We start from the raw sequence: 15,746 nt of genomic DNA, 5'->3' as shown, positions 1-15,746 counted from the left end.
GTTTATTTAATTTGCACTGCGTTTTACACTGAGCGCTCAAATGCAATTCACTCTCATTTCATAAGGAAGTCGTCATGCTAAAGTACCTTCTTTTAGGTAGTGCACTTATTTCTTCTCAGGCGTTTGCTGCTTGGCAATTCAATCAACAACAAAGCGATGTTAGCTTTGTGTCTGTGAAACAGACTAGTGTTGCAGAAGTACATCATTTTAAAACGATAGATAGCACACTATCTGCTAAAGGCGAACTTGAGGTTAATATTGACTTGGCAAGCGTTGAAACGATGATCCCGATCCGTAATGAACGCATGCAAAAGATGCTGTTCAACGTAGCGCAACACCCAAAGGCTAAAGTTAATGCTGATGTTTCAGAGGTACTTGCTAAACTTAAAGTTGGTACACAAAAAATCAATGATGTAACAGCAACATTGACACTGCATGGTCAGATCCAAAAGATCAGCTTAGACTTATTGATAACGAAAAGTGCTAATGGCTTGGTGGTTACGCCAGTACATGCGTTTATTCTCGATTCTAAGCAGTTTGGGTTAGATAAGGGGATTGAAGCGCTACGAGAAATTGCGGGTCTGAAGACTATCGCGACTAGCGTGCCTGTTAGCTTCAACTTGGTTTTTGATGAACAAAATTGATGCGTTAATCAAACAGTATGTTACGACTCATGCGCCGACCGAAAATTGGTCGGCGCCGTCGTGCGGTTTTTCTGATATCAAAATTGCAGCGGATGGTCGTTGGTTTCATCAAGGGCGTGAAATTAAACGGCAATCGCTAGTAGCCTTGTTTGCAAGTGTCTTAACCTTTGATGGTCAACAGTACTGGTTAAAAACGCCAGCAGAAAGTTGTGAGGTTGAAGTACTTGCTCATCCTTTTATTATCGAGCAATGGCGTTACTGCGATGAAGCATCGGCTTTGGGGTTATCACCTTGTATTATTGCGATAGACAATTTAGGTCGTGAGTGGCCCATCTGTGATGTGTTTCCATTGGCGCTTGAGCAAGTTAATGGGGGAGATATTCCATTTCTCACACTCAATTATGGTTTAACTGCTAGAGTTTCACGAAATGTCTATTATCAGTGGGCTGAATTGCTCGAGGAAGATGAAAAAGGCTTTTATCTGATGTCGGCCAAGACGCGCTTTTATCTTAGCTAAGCGCGCCCTGTGTTTACGTTTTGATTATTCGCTCGCTTCCTCTTGAGCTTCTTTCACAAACGGACCTAAGTACCAATCATCCAATTTCCACGCCAGTTCGTTTAATCCAATGCCCTTTAAAGAAGAAAACGCATGAACGGTGATGTCACCGTCGATTTCAGATAGAGCACGACGTACTTGTAGTACTTCTGCTTTACGTTTACCTTGCTTTAGCTTATCGGCTTTAGTCAACAAGGCCAATACCGGTATATTACTGCTGGTTGCCCAATTGATGAGATCCATATCGAGATCTTTGAGAGGGTGACGAATATCCATCAATACCACAATTCCTTTTAGGCATTTGCGGCGTTGTAAATATTCACCTAGCGCTTTTTGCCATTTCTTCTTCATCTCTAATGGGACTTTCGCAAAGCCATAGCCCGGTAAATCAATCAAACGCTGATCTTCGCCTAGAGAAAAAGTATTTATAAGTTGAGTTCGACCAGGTGTTTTACTGGTGCGTGCCAGTTTTTGGTCTGTAAGCGTATTGAGTGCGCTCGACTTACCAGCATTAGAACGACCCGCAAAAGCAACTTCAATTCCAGTGTCTGGTGGCAGTTTACTGATATCTGGGGCACTTGTGATAAATTGTGCCTGATTGTATTTTACGCGAGATTTTAGCACGCTGACTCCTAACTGATTAAACTTTCGCGGATGGAATTGCGTATTTTATAACAGTATGGCGGAAACCAAAAGTACTGTGGGGTTTGTTCTAAACGCTGCTTTTATCGCAAATTGGCCGAAGCCTCGCCCTAATATTAATTAATCTAGGTCAAGTCCCTATAAATTATAAGCTTAATATGGGCAGAAAACGTGCCAGAGAAAGTAATATCGTGTAGAATGTAGGAATTGCAATGTCAATCTAAAGTGTATACCTATCAGTAGTCACTACTGAGCAAGGCGTATTTAGATGGATCGGTGCTGTTTGGCGTTATATTTGCTAAGTTTGCATGTATGATTCATCTGATTAACATAACAACCTAATTAGTACTGATTGGTATTATTTGCCCGAGCAATAAAGAGAGCGACTTTGTTCGCGAGGGTACAAATTACAGGGTCGGAAACAGAGAATTTACCATGAAAAAAATAGCATTAACTTTAACAATGTTGCTTGGTACGTTGTCAGCAAGCAACGCATCGGCATTCGATGGTGACGCAGAAGCAGGTAAAGCAAAGTCTGCAACGTGTGCAGCATGTCACGGTCCAGATGGCAATGCCCCTGTGACTATGTATCCTAAAATCGCAGGTCAGCATGCAGATTATATCTACAAGCAGCTACAAGAGTTTAAGCTAGGTATGACGTCTGGTGGTAAAGAAGGGCGCATGGATCCTGTGATGAGTGGTATGGCTATGCCGCTATCAGATCAAGATATGAAAGACTTAGCTGCGTATTTCTCTTCTTTATCTATGTCTGCGGGTTCAACGCCTGAAGATGTTGTTGCTGCGGGTCAGCAGCTTTATAAAGCTGGTGATGCAGAACGTGGCATTCCATCTTGTGCTGCATGTCACGGTCCTCGTGGTAACGGTACTTCTTTAGCTAAATTCCCTAAAGTGTCATTCCAGCATCCAGAATACATCAAGGCACAGCTTGAAAAGTTCCGTGATGGTACTCGCAACAATGATATGAACGGTATGATGCGTGATATCGCGAAGAAGCTGACAGACAAAGACATCGAAGTATTATCTAAGTACTTAGGTGGTCTACACTAAAGTCGTATAGTGAGTTTACCTCTCTCAGGGTAAACTCTTACTATTGAAAAAAGGGCAGCATAGGCTGCCTTTTTTTGTTGTTACCTTTGTGAGATATATCTCACTTTTCTTGTAAGATATCTGCTTGGGCTATATGTGAGTTTTAGCTTATTTTTAAGTTTTTGTTCAGTGTAAGTTTATGTAATTCATCTTTTTTCTGTTTAATTAAAAAAATTAAGGTAAGAAATTTGTTATTAAACAGTTGTAACTCAAGCTCAGGAGCGTAGATTATTCGTTGTCGCCAAGCAATACAAAAAAAGGGACAATTCGATACGGAAGCGTAGGTGGCAAAGTTATGTATCTAGTTGGATACAAAGGATTATCAAGAAAGAGTCAGGAAGACCGAGAATAAGAAAATCACGGAAGTCTCATAATAAAAACAATATGGAAAGTGTCACGGAAGTCTAAAATAAAAACAATACGGACGACAATAAAATAAAAAGAATAATAATAAGACTTAAAAGTCGAAGGGAGAAGTGTCCAGTTGTGACGCTCAGATTAGTAGGCGGTAGAGAGTGATCTCTGCCGCCTTTTTATTTGGTTGCCTCTATTATACCTGATACAATAGCCGCCTTATTAAACAATCACTGTTGACCGTTGCAAGATTCAACTCTATTCAGTTGTGGCCTGTGCCAAGGTAATCAGCTTGAAACCTACCATCAAGACAAATATCGACTGTACTGGCAATGTCAAACCTGCCAGTTGGTGATGGTTGATCCCAAGTCGAGATTAACACCAGCTCAAGAAAAGGCTATCTATGATAGCCATGAAAACGACCTGGCCGATGAAGGCTATCGTCGCTTTCTAGCACGAGTGGCGGATCCACTGTTGGCACGTTTGGTGACACCAAGCCAAGGCTTAGACTTTGGCTGTGGGCCTGGGCCGCTGCTTGCAAAAATGCTTGAAGAAGCAGGACATCAGGTAGCTTTGTTTGACCTGTACTATGCTAATGATGCCAGTGTACTGAGTCGTCAGTATGATTTTATCGTGAGCACAGAAGTGGTAGAACATTTAGCAGAGCCTGCAAAAGTATTAGCGCAATTGTTAGCACTCTTAAAAGTGGGTAAACCGCTGGCCTTGATGACCAAACTTGTCATCGATAAAGCACGCTTTGCGAATTGGCACTATAAAAATGACCTAACGCACATTTCATTTTTTAGCCGGGAAAGTTTTGCGTATTTTGCCGCGCAGCAGGATTGTGATTTAGAATTTATTGGGAATGATGTCATCATTCTCACCAAGCGTAGTTAACGCGAGAATTTTGGATAACCAATTATGACTAGAAAGAAAAAGACACGTAAAGTTGCAGCCAATGGAACACCAAGGCTGAGTAAAGAAAAGCTACAAGCGTTACGTGCACTAAAAGAGCAGCGTAGCAAAAAAACCAAAGGTAAAAAGCCAGGTTCTAGAAATGCACCTGAGATCCTAGCGAAAGAGCAACCAAACACGTCGACCAATAAAGATCCGCGTGTTGGTAGCAAAAAGCCAATTTCTTTGGTTGCAGAGCCACAACCGGCTAAGTCGAATACCCAGCCTGAGATGAAGCGTCATCTGCAACCACAAGTTCAGTTAACTACGGCGATAGAAACGCTTACTCCAGAACAAGAGCTAGAGCAGTTAGAAAATGATGAACGTTTGATGGCGCTACTTGAACGCCATGAGCGCGGTGAACTGCTAACAGGAAAAGACGCCAAGTATTTTAATCGCGGCATTGCGCGTCATCAGGAGCTGTGTGAGATCTTAGGTATTGATGATGAGTTTGAAGAAGGCGAGATGTTAGAAAATGATCCAATGGATCAGTTTATGAGTAATGATCTAGCAAATGAATGGTTAGACGACGACTTTGAGGAAGATGATAAGTAATGAATACTGCATGGATCATCGCAATCATTATTGGTGCCCTGATTATTGCTGGACTGGCGTTTTACGCGGGTAAATTACTATGGCAGCTGAAGGTGCAAAAAGAGCAGATTGCCAAACATCGCGAGCAAAAAGCTGCTGAGCTCGAAAAGTCACGCCAGAAGCGCAACGAAAAAATTGCGGATAGCGTTAACTTACTCGCGCGCGCGATGAAAGAAAAACAATGTGAATATTCTGAAGGATGCTTACGAGTTTGGGTGCTTATTTCGCAATATAGTTTTGATGAGGAAGTTGACTTACAGCAGAGTTACCCTGGTGTTTATCAGATGTATGATGAAGTCAAAGAAATGCCAACTCATGATGCGCGTAAGAAGTATTCTAAAAAAGAGATTTTCAAAATGGATAGCCAGCGTTGGCGTGCTGAAGAGCGCCTAGAAGCGGAGATCTTACAGGACTGCGAAAAGCTGATAGCGCGCTTTAAAGCGGCTGCTGGTAGTGAAAACGTTGTGTTTCAGTAAGCTGGCTTGTGAAAATGGGTAAGTGAATCCCTATTCAAACTTCAGATTAAACGCCCCAAGTGGGCGTTTTTAGTTATAAATGAGAAATTTTTAACCCAATTAGCGTCAGATTTACTTCTTCAAATCGTGTAAGTATTAAGTCAAATAGGTATGATTTTACTGTGCGATATATTCACATTCGGTCAGCACTAAGGCGTTTTTGCATTGGTAATATACTTCCACTTGTTGTCCTTCGCTTAAATCATCGTGTAGCGTTTTCATCAAAGTGAAAATAAGTTTCTTGTCATCAAACTGACTCAGTTTGACTGCATCAAAGCCAAAGAACTTTTGTACCGTACTATAAAGTGCCTTAAATATGCTTTCCTTGGCTGAGAAAATAACCGTCAATGGACAGTGCACTTGCTCGCCAAAAAGCGCAAAAACTTCAACTTCTTCAGGATGTAAAATTTGTCGTTGTAGTTCGATTTCCTGCTTCGGTTTCATATCTCTTTCGATATCAATGCCTAAGCCTTTCACGGCGATATCATCTGTAGCAATCGCAGCCGCAATCCCTCGAGTATGCGTGATACTGGCAACAATATTAGCAGGCCAGATAGGGGCACGATCGGAGCCGTTAAGCAGCGTAAAGTCACCTTGTCCAAATTGTGCTAGGCAGGTTTTGGCGCATATTCGTCCCGCTAAAAACTCGGCTCGCCTTTTCGCTACCGCTTTATCAAGTGAAGCGGGCAGCAGTATATTTTGCTGTTCAAAGGAAAGCGCGTCAAAGCTGTCAGGATCAAACTGAATACAATGAAAATGGTGTGAGAGGTAGGGGGTAAATAGGTGACTCTGAGTACTTTGCAAAGCTGACTCCCGTTATTCATATCCATTATTAAAAGGCTGGTATTGCGCCTCTAATTCGCTTTGGACGCTTAGTGTGCATGAGCTAAGCGTCCATAGCAAGATATGAACGAGAGATTGAAAGTTATTTTAACTTACTCGCAACTGACACCAGTTGCAGAGCGAGGCTTGATACTTTTTCAGCAAGTTCTGGGTCTTTAATTTTACCTTGATCATCAAACGCATTAAATGCGCTAGGAACAGCCAATTGGTCTGCGAGTACTAAACTGCCAATGCCAGACAACACATCACGGACATGGTTTAGGCCGCGTAACCCACCTAAACCGCCTGGTGAGGCTGCATAGAGTGCGACTACTTTGTTTCTAAATGCGGGCACCGCACCTTGTTCTGTTCTAGATGCCCAGTCTATTGCGTTCTTGAGCACAGCAGTGAAAGAACCATTGTATTCTGGGCTTGCTAATAGAATACCATCGGCATCGCGTAGCTTGTCTTTTAAAAGCTGGGCACCTTTTGGTGTGCCTTGTGCTTCAAGATCTTCATCAAACATTGGAATATCTATATCTTGTAACTTGATCACTTCTACTTCTGCACCACTTTCTAGTGCAAAGTTTGCCGCGGCTTGGATGAGTAATTGGTTGTAGCTGTCTTTTCTTAAACTGCCTGCTAGTGCGATAATTTTTGCTGTAGTCATCTTGCTGATACCTTATTTTGTTTCGTTAAAATGATAGTAGCAAAATTTTACTTGCACAAAACCGAAATAAACGCAAAGCTTTTGTGCATATATGCACAGAGGTAATTATGGATAAATTCACAGATTGGCAGGATCTTAAGGTCGCCTATATGGTTGCTAAGCTTGGCACCTTATCAGCGGCGGCTGAGCACTTAGAGATCCACCACAGTACGGTACTGAGGCGAATAAATAGCCTAGAGGAAGCCTTGGGGACGCGGTTATTTCACCGCCATGCCCGAGGTTACCAAGTAACACAGGCAGGAGAAAAGCTGCTTACGACTGCGAGTCAAATAGACGAGCGTTTGATGGAGTTGAGTACTTCTATTGTTGCTTCGGACAGCCAGCTCAGAGGTAAGCTATTAGTTACGACGGTCAGTGGTTTTATGGATATGCTGTCGGAGCCTTGTTTGACTTTTCAACAATTACACCCACAAGTGCAACTTGAAGTCATTCTCGACCAAAAGCGTTTACGCTTAGATCATGGGCAGGCGCATGTTGCGGTGAGGGCAGGGCCAAAGCCCGATGAGCCTGACTACATAGTGCAGCATCTAAATACCTTGGAAGCTGGTTTGTACGCGTCTTCTAGTTATATCAAGCGTATGGGGAGTCCCAGAACACTTGAAGCGTTACAAGCACATTACTTTGTCTCTGGTGTGGCCGGGTTTAATGCAAGAGTGCCATATTTCGCTTGGGTAGATGAGCATATTCCTGAGACGCAAGTGACGCTTAGGGTGTCTGAAACGTCAGACGCGTCGCGTGCCATAGTTAATGGTTTAGGTATTGGTGGGCTACAGCACGATGTAGCAAAACGTTACCCAGATTTACAGCCAGTGTTGCGTGATGAGTTAAAATGGTTAAGCCAAGTTTGGCTAGTTACCCATGTACTGGTTCACCGAACGGCCAAAGTACAGGCATTATGTGACGTGTTAAAGCGCCATTTTGCTAACCTGAACTGAGGTTAAGAGAATTGCGGCTGGCGTTATTTTTCCAGCTTTTTACAGCTAACCTTACTGAGCACGACATAGGTATCCTTTTTCGGGTAGTAGAGCACACACTGGGTGTCGCGAAGCTGCAAAATGAAACTCTCATAAGCGAGATTATGGGCGCCTAAAATTGGACTGCCATTGCCATCTAGGCTTTGGCCATGCTCAAGCAGTAGTGTTGGACTACGTTGAAAAGCGGTGCTTGCGAGAGTCGGTGGTACGCCGCCTTTGAGTTTTACTATAGCTTGCTTGAGTTGTGATAACACTTCGGGCGAAGATGTTGAGAGTACAGCCTCATTTACCGAAGTTGCTGCAGGCGTGCTATTGCACGCTTGCAGCAATAAAGCCAAAACGGTGATTTTCGCCGCTTTTAGTAGCGCCATTATTGCGACTCCTTAGGCTTCATCAAAATGGCATTTTCCCGCAGTGGATAAACTGGAAGCGTAACCGCATGCTCCTTATTTTGATACTGTGGCTGAGCGTTAGGCGCAAATTGCGCTACATTTGGGCAACGACCGGTATCTATATGCGTAAGTGCTGCGGCTAAGAGTCCTTCATTTTCACTGCCTAACGGTTCTGAGAAGTCATCTGCGACAATACAACCTGGCACTTGCGCGCTTAGGCCAATTTCGCCACTGCTCGAAGCGCCTGATGGGGTGAAGCCATCTGCGTAAGCGTCAAAGCCCTTCGCGTTTTCTGAACCAAATTGGATGGTATAGTAAACCGTGCCGCAGTTTTGCGCGGGTACAAAGCCATAGGGCTTGCCTCGAGTGGTACCGCCGATCAAAAATACGTCAACATCAATGCCGCGCAGGCCATTAATCACATTTTCACTGGCAGAGGCTGTGCCTCGTGTTGAGAGTATATACACTCTAGGTAAGGTTACCGTGGGTAAAGAGGTGGTTGTAAACTTGTTTTCAGCCCAGTTTATTGCTCTAGACTCAAATTCAGTTCGTTCTTCTTCTGCAGTACGCTTGTCATTCAATGTGCTATAAGTGAAGGTTTTGTTTAGGCTGCTGTTGCCCGCAACCATATAGCCTAATTGCGCTGCCATAATGACGCGACCTCCACCGTTGTAACGCATGTCGAGCACTAAGTCGTCTATTTGTCGTGTTTTAAATAGATCAAATGCTTCAATTAATCCTTCTTGGGCTGTTGGAATAAATTGATTGAACTGCACATACCCAACCTGCTTCTCGCCATAGCTAATGACTTTGGCGTTTTGCACCGGTGAGGTTTCAATATCGACTGAAGTCAGGGTAATGGATTTTTCGTTGCCTGCTTTATCTTCAAATACAAAGGTATGAGGCTCGCTTTGCTTTGGTGATAGGCCCGCATTCAGTGCAGCGCTATTATCGCTTGAAATAAAGTCGATGCCATCTATCGAAAGGATTTTATCTCCACGTACGATCCCTGCATTCGCGGCTGGTGAATTGGGCTCTACTGCGGCGACAGTAAAATTACGGGGTGGTGATGTGGCAATGGCCGCCCAGCGAATGCCATAACCAGTTGCAACGCCCGACTGTGCTTCTTTTTGGAAGCTTTCATAAGATTCGTGGAAGTGAAATTGATCTTTGGCATTACCCGATGCTGTTGTTTGGTTTGTTTTTAATTGCTCAAAGTAATCGATAACGGTATCGAATTGTGTTGGGTCGTTGTCTAGTACTTCATCGTACCAAAGGTAAGTTTCATTGGTAAAAGAGCGGAGCCACATCTTTTCATGCATCGCTGTACCAACCTTATCGGGATAAGGTTGGTTGTTGTTATATTTGTCTATACCCGTTCTTGGGGAGGCGCAATAGTTAATAAACTGACTTGATGCAGGAAATTGATTGAACGTCCAAGTGGGCGGCTCGGTTTGTCCAGTGTTATTACCTGGGTTATCGGTGCCTAACGAATCGCTACCACCGCCACCACAAGCGGCTAATAACAAGCTCATTGCTGTTGATGCGAAAACTAGAGTAATACGTTGCATCGTATTCACGTTCCTGTTTTAGTTGTATGACTAAAAACTAGCACCGCTTGGGTTATCTCGCAATCACTGTTTTTGCCAAGCTGTGAATAATTTCCGCTGTTGTGGGGAGATTTTTAGTCCGTAGGTTCTTTCCATGTAAAAATACGCGTCAGCGATGCGTTTTCTTGCATATTCTGGCGGTTCAATTCGGCGTAATTTAAAGTCTATCTTTACTGGACATGCGCCATAGTTTGCTTCAGTGCTTGGTAACATGCCGAAACGAAAATTAGAGCGATCCCCATTAATTTCACCAATTGCTGGGGCGAGATTGTGAATATCGGCTTCCATCTTCCTAAATTGTTCACTAACCTTACGGCAGTTCTTTCTACCCCCATCTTGCCAGCACTGTAACTGATGTCCAAACTCCCACGCGGGCACGATATGCTCCCACTCAATGCGCTGAGCACGGGCGTTTTCTTTGCCGTTGCGAGTGTAAGGTAACCTCGGGGTATAACCACAACTTGCAGAGTCCGGCACCAGCTTTTTGCCTTGCTTTTTGATATTACAATTACAATAAAGCGTACGGGTATTGTCGGTAACTTGTTGTGATAAATGTTTCTTTGCTTTTGAGAAAGACGTGAATTCTTGAGCGTTAGCTGTTAATACAAATAAGCTAAGCGCTAAGATATAGTAATACCGTGACATAACCTCTCACCAAATGGTGGAATACAGGGAATGTCACTATATCAAAAAAGTCATTAATACCAACAGGGGTATAAGGCAACCCTTTTATTTATTCCGTGCTGGGCGGCGCTTTTGCCAAGGTGTAGATTGCAATAATAACAATATGCCGGTTAGACAAAAGAGTACACTCGTTGCAGCGAAGGAAATGAGCAAGGGGTTATTAAAATCCTCACGTTCGTCGTAATCCATAATGTGTAACATCCAAAAAAAATCAAAGATGCGCCACAACGTGCTACGAACCGTCACAACCTCGCCACTGGTTGCGCTTAGATACAGCGTGGTGGAGAGGATATCGTTATACTCGACTCGCCAAACATCTTCCTTGTAACCTGCTTCTCTAGGAGCAGTGGCAAGTCGTTCAATATGGCTTACATCTGCTGCAATTAATAGGTGTTGGTTGGCCTGTTGTATTATTTGCTGTTGATTTGGAGTGCTAAAAGGTTCCCCTGTTATCCCATTGAAAATGAGATTCTCATCTTGGTTGAGTTTGATGATGGGAGTATCGAGAAAATGGCCTAACTGGATTTGGTGCACTTGCACTGTGTTTTGTACTAACTGATTGAGGTCTGCCCGGTACGCAGCGGTGGGAAAGGGATTATCTAAGCTTCTATGTGCCAAGTGTTTACCATGGACCTTTTCTAATGGGATCGCGCTCATGACCAGCCCGCCTAATAGCCAAGCAAAGATCTGTAAAAACAGTAAATAGCCAAGATACTTGTGGAGTTTACGAGCGGGTTTTAGCAGTTTTTTAATCATCACAATATGTTATTCTAGGTGTTCGTGAGTATGATAACTATAACGCACGGTGCTTAGAATGTGACAAATTGTCGCATTGTCCAATAAGTAATGTCCTTATCACGCCGATAAGTAAGCCATTACTAGATTTAGCTTTACAAGGTAGCTTTTAATACATGTCTGAAATTCAATTTTTAAATGTCGATTTGGAACTGGAGTCAAAGCAAGATATCAGTGCGCTAGTTTCAGATTTAAAGAAAAATGCTATCGTGCTGCATTACGATCAAGATGACTATCGTCAATTGGCTCGTATTGAGGCAAATACCAATGAATTAACTCCTGATAAAGCGATTAACCAACTGTGTGAGTTAATTGAGTCTTGCTCTAAAGCGGCACTAAAGCAATGGCTAGGTTGTACCAAGCGTACATTTGATATTGGTTTTAATTCAGGCAAGTCACCCAAGTGCTTCTCACAAGCGCTACATGCTGATACGTTGCTTAGAATTTCGGCAATAGGGGCTAGCATCGAAATCACTATCTATCCAATCGAGTCTTAGGCTAAGTTAGAATAAAATAGTGTGGACTGAGTTACTCGCTGCTATTTTTGAAACTAGAGGGGAAGAAATGGCTCCCCCCTAGCTCTAGATCAATTGGTGAGACCAGCTCGACAGCTTATTAATGATACGTCCGTAACTACTTGACTGGTTTCTACATTGTTATTTAGGCTCGGATAAGCTGTGAAAATCGCTGTCTTATACTCTGTCCAAGGCTGGATATAAGTACGGCCTTCCCACCGTCCAGGGTGATACTTAGAAAATGTTCTTTTGCCTTCAATAGGGCTGGTTAACCTCGGGCATGACGGAATTTCTCCACCTGGGTTATAGTTGCTTTTATTCAAAGAGCCTTCCGTGTAAGTTGGTACGTGAATTGTTCTCATCCCAGAACCTGTGTCGATAAAAGCTGTAATCCATCTGCCGGGAATAGTTTCTACTCGAGAGTCACGGTTAGATGGCTTTGCTTCAGCGCTTCCGCTTTGTGATCTCAATGATTGTCCAGTGAAAGGATTTCTTGCGTCACCCCAATATAAATACTTACAGGTACGTGTTGATTCAGATTCAACTTTAATACTGCACGCAACAGGTCCTGAACCACCTCCGAATGATAATGTTGTGGCATCTGAATCAGCAAGTTTCACCGTCAATGGTTCTACTTCTGAAGATTCAGTTGCACTCAGTGTAAATGGTATGGTGAGCAAACTAGCAATATAAATAGATCTAATACTCATTAATGTTCCTTATTTGATATATTTGTTTTCTTTTTCAATACAAATGTTATTACTTTGTTTTTTGGTGGTCAATAAAAAGAGTCTTTTGTTGTATTTGTCTTTTTCAGATACTTGCTGAATGCAGGTGTTTAGTAATGGAAGTATAAAAACTCTAAAAGCTAGATTAAATTGTTTTATATGTTAATGGTGTTAACTGGTTGATAATTTAATTTTGTTGTTTTATCTTGTTTGTTCCACAACACGGATTATTTCTAGGAACGCAAGATGAAACAACATGTAACGATCTCTACACTAATGATGGCTATGCTCGGCGGAATCTCTTTCGCAAGCTCAGCTGCAGACAAGGCTAACCTTAATACCTACAGTTCACTTAAGCAGCTTGATAAATTTAACGCTGCGCCAGTCCAAGTGGCTGATATAAAGAAACAAATTGCGAAAAAGCTAGCGCTATCCCTCAATCGTGTGGGTCCTCAGGTTCAAACTAAACTTAGCCAATATCAAGATGCTATTTCATTAGAGCAGTTACAAGTTTCGGGGGCGGCTCAGCAACTCATGACAGAAGCGAGCCAATACACTCGTTCGTTAAAGGGCTTAACTAACCATAATTCTAATTTATACCAGTTGCGTATTGCTTCTAGCGAAATGCTAACAAAGTGGCAACAAGGTGAAGCGCCTTTAATTGCTTTTGCACCTAAAGGTGATGATAAGCATTGGCAGTATGTAGAGGCCTTTGATGAGCATGGTCAATTACATTTACTTGACGCACATACAATGCCTGAGCGGCCGGTGTTAATTGTTGAACTTGATAGTAGTAAGGTGAAGCAAGAAGGCATGCAGGTAATGAGGCAAGTGTTTGCCAAGCAAGGCTTAGTCATGCCATCAATAGAAGTGCAGAGTAACGACGATGTGGAGCCGATTTCAACCAGTGTATTGAAAAAAATCAGACTAAATGACGATGAAGAGCCTTGGGTATCTGGGGCTGCGGAAGTTTACGGCATTGTGACTGGGGTAAATCCATCTCGAGATGAGCCCATTCTAGATATCGTGGATATGCCTTATTTGGATCATGATGGTACGGACTATACGCCTAATCAAGTTATCATTCACTGGGAACGATATCGTTGGCAGGCAGCAGATCTATTGTTAATGGAGCAAGATGACAATACCAATTACCAAGACTTAGCTACGACGTTTTTAGATATTGTGACGCAAGTAATGCGTGCCATTCCTGACCCCAATGTTCAGGGTTATGCGATTATCCCACAACTGACGAATCAATTGATCAAGGCGATGCCAAGCCACTGGTTTACTAACGATGATGACTACGTTGACGTATTTTACACCTTGTTTGAAGGACAAACTTACAATGGGCATATGGGCGCAAGTGGTAATGCGAAAGTGACGATTGAGCCACTTACAATTAACCCTCGCTAAATATTAGCCAAAGTGATGTTATTGAAAAAAGGCCAGTAACTGGCCTTTTTTATTTCTTTTTATTTATCGTTACCAAATTGCTTCGACAAATTCCGGATGGTCTACAAATGGATTTCTGTTACCCTGAAATTCATAAGCCGCTTGATTGCGTGCTTGCTCTAGAGCATCGACAGGATCTTCGTTATGCCATCTTTTTAGCATGTTGATGACCCAAGTTTCGAAGACCTGGTGCTGGGTGCCATTGAGTACCGCATTGCTGTAACTGGTATTGTTTTGCCAATTTGCAATCACATCTTGATAACGCGTTGCCATATAAAAGTAGACACGAGCAAAATCGCCTTTGAATTTGTCAATTGGCTCAAATACGGTACCGCTGTAGTTAATGCCAGATGCTGAACCTAAGCGACTACCATTACTAGAGGTATAAGAAGCGCTTCCTACTTCGCCAAATGGATAGTTACTGCGCTTTGAATTTACATAGCCATCGGAAGCAAAAATATGATGGATATCCGAATTCATCGGTTCTATTTGACCGCCAAACCAAGATTTGGGGAATGAGTGTTCTCGGTTATAGCAATCGCCTTCGCTTCTGTAACTGCCGCACTGGGATCCTGTAGAAACATAGTTGATACTATCATTTGCCGTTGGCTTTTCAGAGTAGCGATCTAAGATGCTGTTATCTTTTTCAAAATGGCGATCGCGCTCGTTCTGATCGATAAAGCTCCAAATGGCAGAGTAACCCTGTGATTGGTGGTTACGAATAATCTGGTGTAACTCTGTTTTCAGTGCATAACCGCTAAGTCCAGCAGTGGAGGCATAGTAACCATCGCCAGAAGGGGGAGGTGTGGTTGTGCCAAGCGTAAAGGCATGATCTTGACGATTACCGAACTGGCCGCCGGAAGCGAGTGTGGTACCCGCATGTGTTAAGGTGTATTGGCCATTACCATTGGTACAACAAATTCCGTCACCATAGCTGTCTAGAATCGTAAAGGTAAAACTGCCGTCGTTAAGGCATAGGTTTTCATTTACCGATTGGTTATTGCTATAGCCACTACCACTAGCAACGGTTGTGTTTGTTGTATTAGTGATTTTCCAGCTAGTTTCGCTACCATAATTATCGGTCATCAAAGCGAGAGTGACACTATTATTTTGACAGCTTTGAGGCGGCTCTGGTGTGGCAGAAGTTGGAGCAAAGCCGTCAACGTAGACAGTTTCATTGCCGTCAAAACCACTGCCATCGTAAAAGCGTAAGCCAACATTAATCGCCGTGGTTGCCGTTGCGGTATAAGTATAGCTAAGTTGTTGCCACTGTCCGACATTGAACTGATCTGAATAGCCATGATAGCCATCCACCACCAGTCGAGCTTTTACGCCGCCTTCCGTATGATAGACCCAAGTGCTAAATTGATAGCTTTTACCCGCTTCAACGTTTACTTGCTGTTGTAAGTCAGTGCTACTTTGCGTTGCTGTGGTTACCTGCACCGCTGCAGCAAGGTTACCGCTTTTTACTGGTGTATTAACCGAAGTAAGTGCGATGCCCGAGTCTATAGTTGTCCACCCAGTAGGTACTTGACCACTCCAACTCTCGAAGCTGCCATTTGTTACCTGTGCGGTAACGTTGACGCTCAGTAAAGCGCAGCATGAACCGAAAATCAGATTTTTATATTTCCCGTGTTTCATTGTTACTCTCAATTATTTTGTTTATTTATATTAT

18 protein-coding genes are annotated in these 15,746 nt (G+C 43.0%); 9 read left to right on the top strand and 9 right to left on the bottom strand.

What is annotated here, in order from left to right:
- Positions 1–74 precede the first annotated feature (74 nt).
- Complete coding sequence (locus DRB05_RS04410; RefSeq protein WP_128725857.1) at positions 75–644, top strand: YceI family protein; 570 nt, start codon at positions 75–77, stop codon at positions 642–644.
- Complete coding sequence (locus DRB05_RS04405) at positions 631–1,161, top strand: DUF1285 domain-containing protein (RefSeq protein WP_128725856.1); 531 nt, start codon at positions 631–633, stop codon at positions 1,159–1,161. The genes DRB05_RS04410 and DRB05_RS04405 overlap by 14 nt, the downstream gene beginning before the upstream one ends.
- Before the next feature lie 24 nt (positions 1,162–1,185).
- On the opposite strand, the gene yihA is transcribed toward DRB05_RS04405, so the two are convergent.
- Positions 1,186–1,824 (bottom strand): ribosome biogenesis GTP-binding protein YihA/YsxC, encoded by a 639-nt coding sequence (yihA, locus tag DRB05_RS04400; protein ID WP_128725855.1) that lies wholly within the window; start codon positions 1,822–1,824, stop codon positions 1,186–1,188.
- A gap of 453 nt (positions 1,825–2,277) precedes the next feature.
- Here yihA and DRB05_RS04395 point away from each other — a divergent pair, with 453 nt between their 5' ends.
- The 4 genes from DRB05_RS04395 to DRB05_RS04380 all read left to right on the top strand — a co-directional run bounded on the left by DRB05_RS04395 (position 2,278) and on the right by DRB05_RS04380 (position 5,327).
- Complete coding sequence (locus tag DRB05_RS04395; protein WP_128725854.1) at positions 2,278–2,910, top strand: c-type cytochrome; 633 nt, start codon at positions 2,278–2,280, stop codon at positions 2,908–2,910.
- A 636-nt stretch (positions 2,911–3,546) separates the two neighbouring features.
- Positions 3,547–4,200 carry a class I SAM-dependent methyltransferase gene (locus tag DRB05_RS04390; RefSeq protein ID WP_128725853.1) on the top strand — a complete coding sequence of 218 codons (654 nt, stop codon included), beginning with the start codon at positions 3,547–3,549 and terminating at the stop codon, positions 4,198–4,200.
- 24 nt (positions 4,201–4,224) lie between these two features.
- Positions 4,225–4,812 carry a Der GTPase-activating protein YihI gene (gene yihI / locus DRB05_RS04385; RefSeq protein ID WP_128725852.1) on the top strand — a complete coding sequence of 196 codons (588 nt, stop codon included), beginning with the start codon at positions 4,225–4,227 and terminating at the stop codon, positions 4,810–4,812.
- Entirely contained in the window at positions 4,812–5,327 is a 516-nt protein-coding gene (locus tag DRB05_RS04380) for a DUF2489 domain-containing protein (RefSeq protein WP_128725851.1), read from the top strand. Before yihI ends, DRB05_RS04380 begins: the two co-directional genes overlap by 1 nt.
- 156 nt (positions 5,328–5,483) lie before the next feature.
- Here DRB05_RS04380 and DRB05_RS04375 read toward each other — a convergent pair whose 3' ends face one another.
- Together DRB05_RS04375 and DRB05_RS04370 are read right to left on the bottom strand one after the other, a co-directional pair.
- Positions 5,484–6,170 carry a 4'-phosphopantetheinyl transferase superfamily protein gene (locus tag DRB05_RS04375; RefSeq protein WP_128725850.1) on the bottom strand — a complete coding sequence of 229 codons (687 nt, stop codon included), beginning with the start codon at positions 6,168–6,170 and terminating at the stop codon, positions 5,484–5,486.
- A 121-nt stretch (positions 6,171–6,291) separates the two neighbouring features.
- The gene (locus tag DRB05_RS04370; protein WP_128725849.1) at positions 6,292–6,858 is read right to left on the bottom strand and encodes an NAD(P)H-dependent oxidoreductase; all 567 of its coding nucleotides are present in this window, start codon (positions 6,856–6,858) and stop codon (positions 6,292–6,294) included.
- Between the two features lie 104 nt (positions 6,859–6,962).
- On the opposite strand from DRB05_RS04370, the gene DRB05_RS04365 reads away from it, so the two are divergent.
- Positions 6,963–7,853 carry a LysR family transcriptional regulator gene (locus DRB05_RS04365; protein ID WP_193554557.1) on the top strand — a complete coding sequence of 297 codons (891 nt, stop codon included), beginning with the start codon at positions 6,963–6,965 and terminating at the stop codon, positions 7,851–7,853.
- A 23-nt stretch (positions 7,854–7,876) separates the two neighbouring features.
- On the opposite strand, the gene DRB05_RS04360 is transcribed toward DRB05_RS04365, so the two are convergent.
- From DRB05_RS04360 to DRB05_RS04345, 4 genes are all read right to left on the bottom strand, one after another.
- Entirely contained in the window at positions 7,877–8,263 is a 387-nt protein-coding gene (locus tag DRB05_RS04360) for a hypothetical protein (protein WP_128725847.1), read from the bottom strand.
- Positions 8,263–9,855 (bottom strand): S41 family peptidase, encoded by a 1,593-nt coding sequence (locus DRB05_RS04355; protein WP_128725846.1) that lies wholly within the window; start codon positions 9,853–9,855, stop codon positions 8,263–8,265. Before DRB05_RS04355 ends, DRB05_RS04360 begins: the two co-directional genes overlap by 1 nt.
- A gap of 63 nt (positions 9,856–9,918) precedes the next feature.
- A complete protein-coding gene (locus DRB05_RS04350; protein WP_128725845.1) occupies positions 9,919–10,539 on the bottom strand; it encodes an endonuclease in 621 nt (206 codons plus the stop codon).
- An 84-nt stretch (positions 10,540–10,623) separates the two neighbouring features.
- Positions 10,624–11,334: a hypothetical protein gene (locus DRB05_RS04345; RefSeq protein WP_128725890.1), complete on the bottom strand. Its 711-nt coding sequence runs from the start codon at positions 11,332–11,334 to the stop codon at positions 10,624–10,626.
- Between the two features lie 155 nt (positions 11,335–11,489).
- Here DRB05_RS04345 and DRB05_RS04340 point away from each other — a divergent pair, with 155 nt between their 5' ends.
- Positions 11,490–11,870 carry a hypothetical protein gene (locus DRB05_RS04340; protein ID WP_128725844.1) on the top strand — a complete coding sequence of 127 codons (381 nt, stop codon included), beginning with the start codon at positions 11,490–11,492 and terminating at the stop codon, positions 11,868–11,870.
- Between the two features lie 89 nt (positions 11,871–11,959).
- Here DRB05_RS04340 and DRB05_RS04335 read toward each other — a convergent pair whose 3' ends face one another.
- A complete protein-coding gene (locus tag DRB05_RS04335; RefSeq protein ID WP_128725843.1) occupies positions 11,960–12,598 on the bottom strand; it encodes a hypothetical protein in 639 nt (212 codons plus the stop codon).
- Positions 12,599–12,862: 264 nt separating this feature from the next.
- On the opposite strand from DRB05_RS04335, the gene DRB05_RS04330 reads away from it, so the two are divergent.
- Entirely contained in the window at positions 12,863–14,032 is a 1,170-nt protein-coding gene (locus DRB05_RS04330; protein WP_128725842.1) for a DUF3103 family protein, read from the top strand.
- A 69-nt stretch (positions 14,033–14,101) separates the two neighbouring features.
- Here the strand turns inward: DRB05_RS04330 and DRB05_RS04325 are convergent, their stop codons facing one another.
- A complete protein-coding gene (locus DRB05_RS04325; protein WP_128725841.1) occupies positions 14,102–15,712 on the bottom strand; it encodes an endonuclease in 1,611 nt (536 codons plus the stop codon).
- Positions 15,713–15,746: the final 34 nt, after the last annotated feature.

It is taken from the genome of Pseudoalteromonas sp. A757 (assembly GCF_004103285.1).
Taxonomy (GTDB): Bacteria; Pseudomonadota; Gammaproteobacteria; order Enterobacterales; family Alteromonadaceae; genus Pseudoalteromonas; species Pseudoalteromonas galatheae.
This window is presented reverse-complemented; position numbering and strand designations above follow the sequence as displayed.

Excerpts from the sequence above, each read along its gene's own strand:
- DRB05_RS04410 (WP_128725857.1), top strand. The coding sequence starts at position 75 with ATGCTAAAGTACCTTCTTTTAGGTAGTGCACTTATTTCTTCTCAGGCG.
- DRB05_RS04405 (WP_128725856.1), top strand. The coding sequence starts at position 631 with ATGAACAAAATTGATGCGTTAATCAAACAGTATGTTACGACTCATGCG.
- DRB05_RS04395 (WP_128725854.1), top strand. The coding sequence starts at position 2,278 with ATGAAAAAAATAGCATTAACTTTAACAATGTTGCTTGGTACGTTGTCA.
- yihI (WP_128725852.1), top strand. The coding sequence starts at position 4,225 with ATGACTAGAAAGAAAAAGACACGTAAAGTTGCAGCCAATGGAACACCA.
- DRB05_RS04380 (WP_128725851.1), top strand. The coding sequence starts at position 4,812 with ATGAATACTGCATGGATCATCGCAATCATTATTGGTGCCCTGATTATT.
- DRB05_RS04370 (WP_128725849.1), bottom strand. The coding sequence starts at position 6,858 with ATGACTACAGCAAAAATTATCGCACTAGCAGGCAGTTTAAGAAAAGAC.
- DRB05_RS04360 (WP_128725847.1), bottom strand. The coding sequence starts at position 8,263 with ATGGCGCTACTAAAAGCGGCGAAAATCACCGTTTTGGCTTTATTGCTG.
- DRB05_RS04355 (WP_128725846.1), bottom strand. The coding sequence starts at position 9,855 with ATGCAACGTATTACTCTAGTTTTCGCATCAACAGCAATGAGCTTGTTA.
- DRB05_RS04350 (WP_128725845.1), bottom strand. The coding sequence starts at position 10,539 with ATGTCACGGTATTACTATATCTTAGCGCTTAGCTTATTTGTATTAACA.
- DRB05_RS04345 (WP_128725890.1), bottom strand. The coding sequence starts at position 11,334 with ATGATTAAAAAACTGCTAAAACCCGCTCGTAAACTCCACAAGTATCTT.
- DRB05_RS04340 (WP_128725844.1), top strand. The coding sequence starts at position 11,490 with ATGTCTGAAATTCAATTTTTAAATGTCGATTTGGAACTGGAGTCAAAG.
- DRB05_RS04335 (WP_128725843.1), bottom strand. The coding sequence starts at position 12,598 with ATGAGTATTAGATCTATTTATATTGCTAGTTTGCTCACCATACCATTT.
- DRB05_RS04330 (WP_128725842.1), top strand. The coding sequence starts at position 12,863 with ATGAAACAACATGTAACGATCTCTACACTAATGATGGCTATGCTCGGC.
- DRB05_RS04325 (WP_128725841.1), bottom strand. The coding sequence starts at position 15,712 with ATGAAACACGGGAAATATAAAAATCTGATTTTCGGTTCATGCTGCGCT.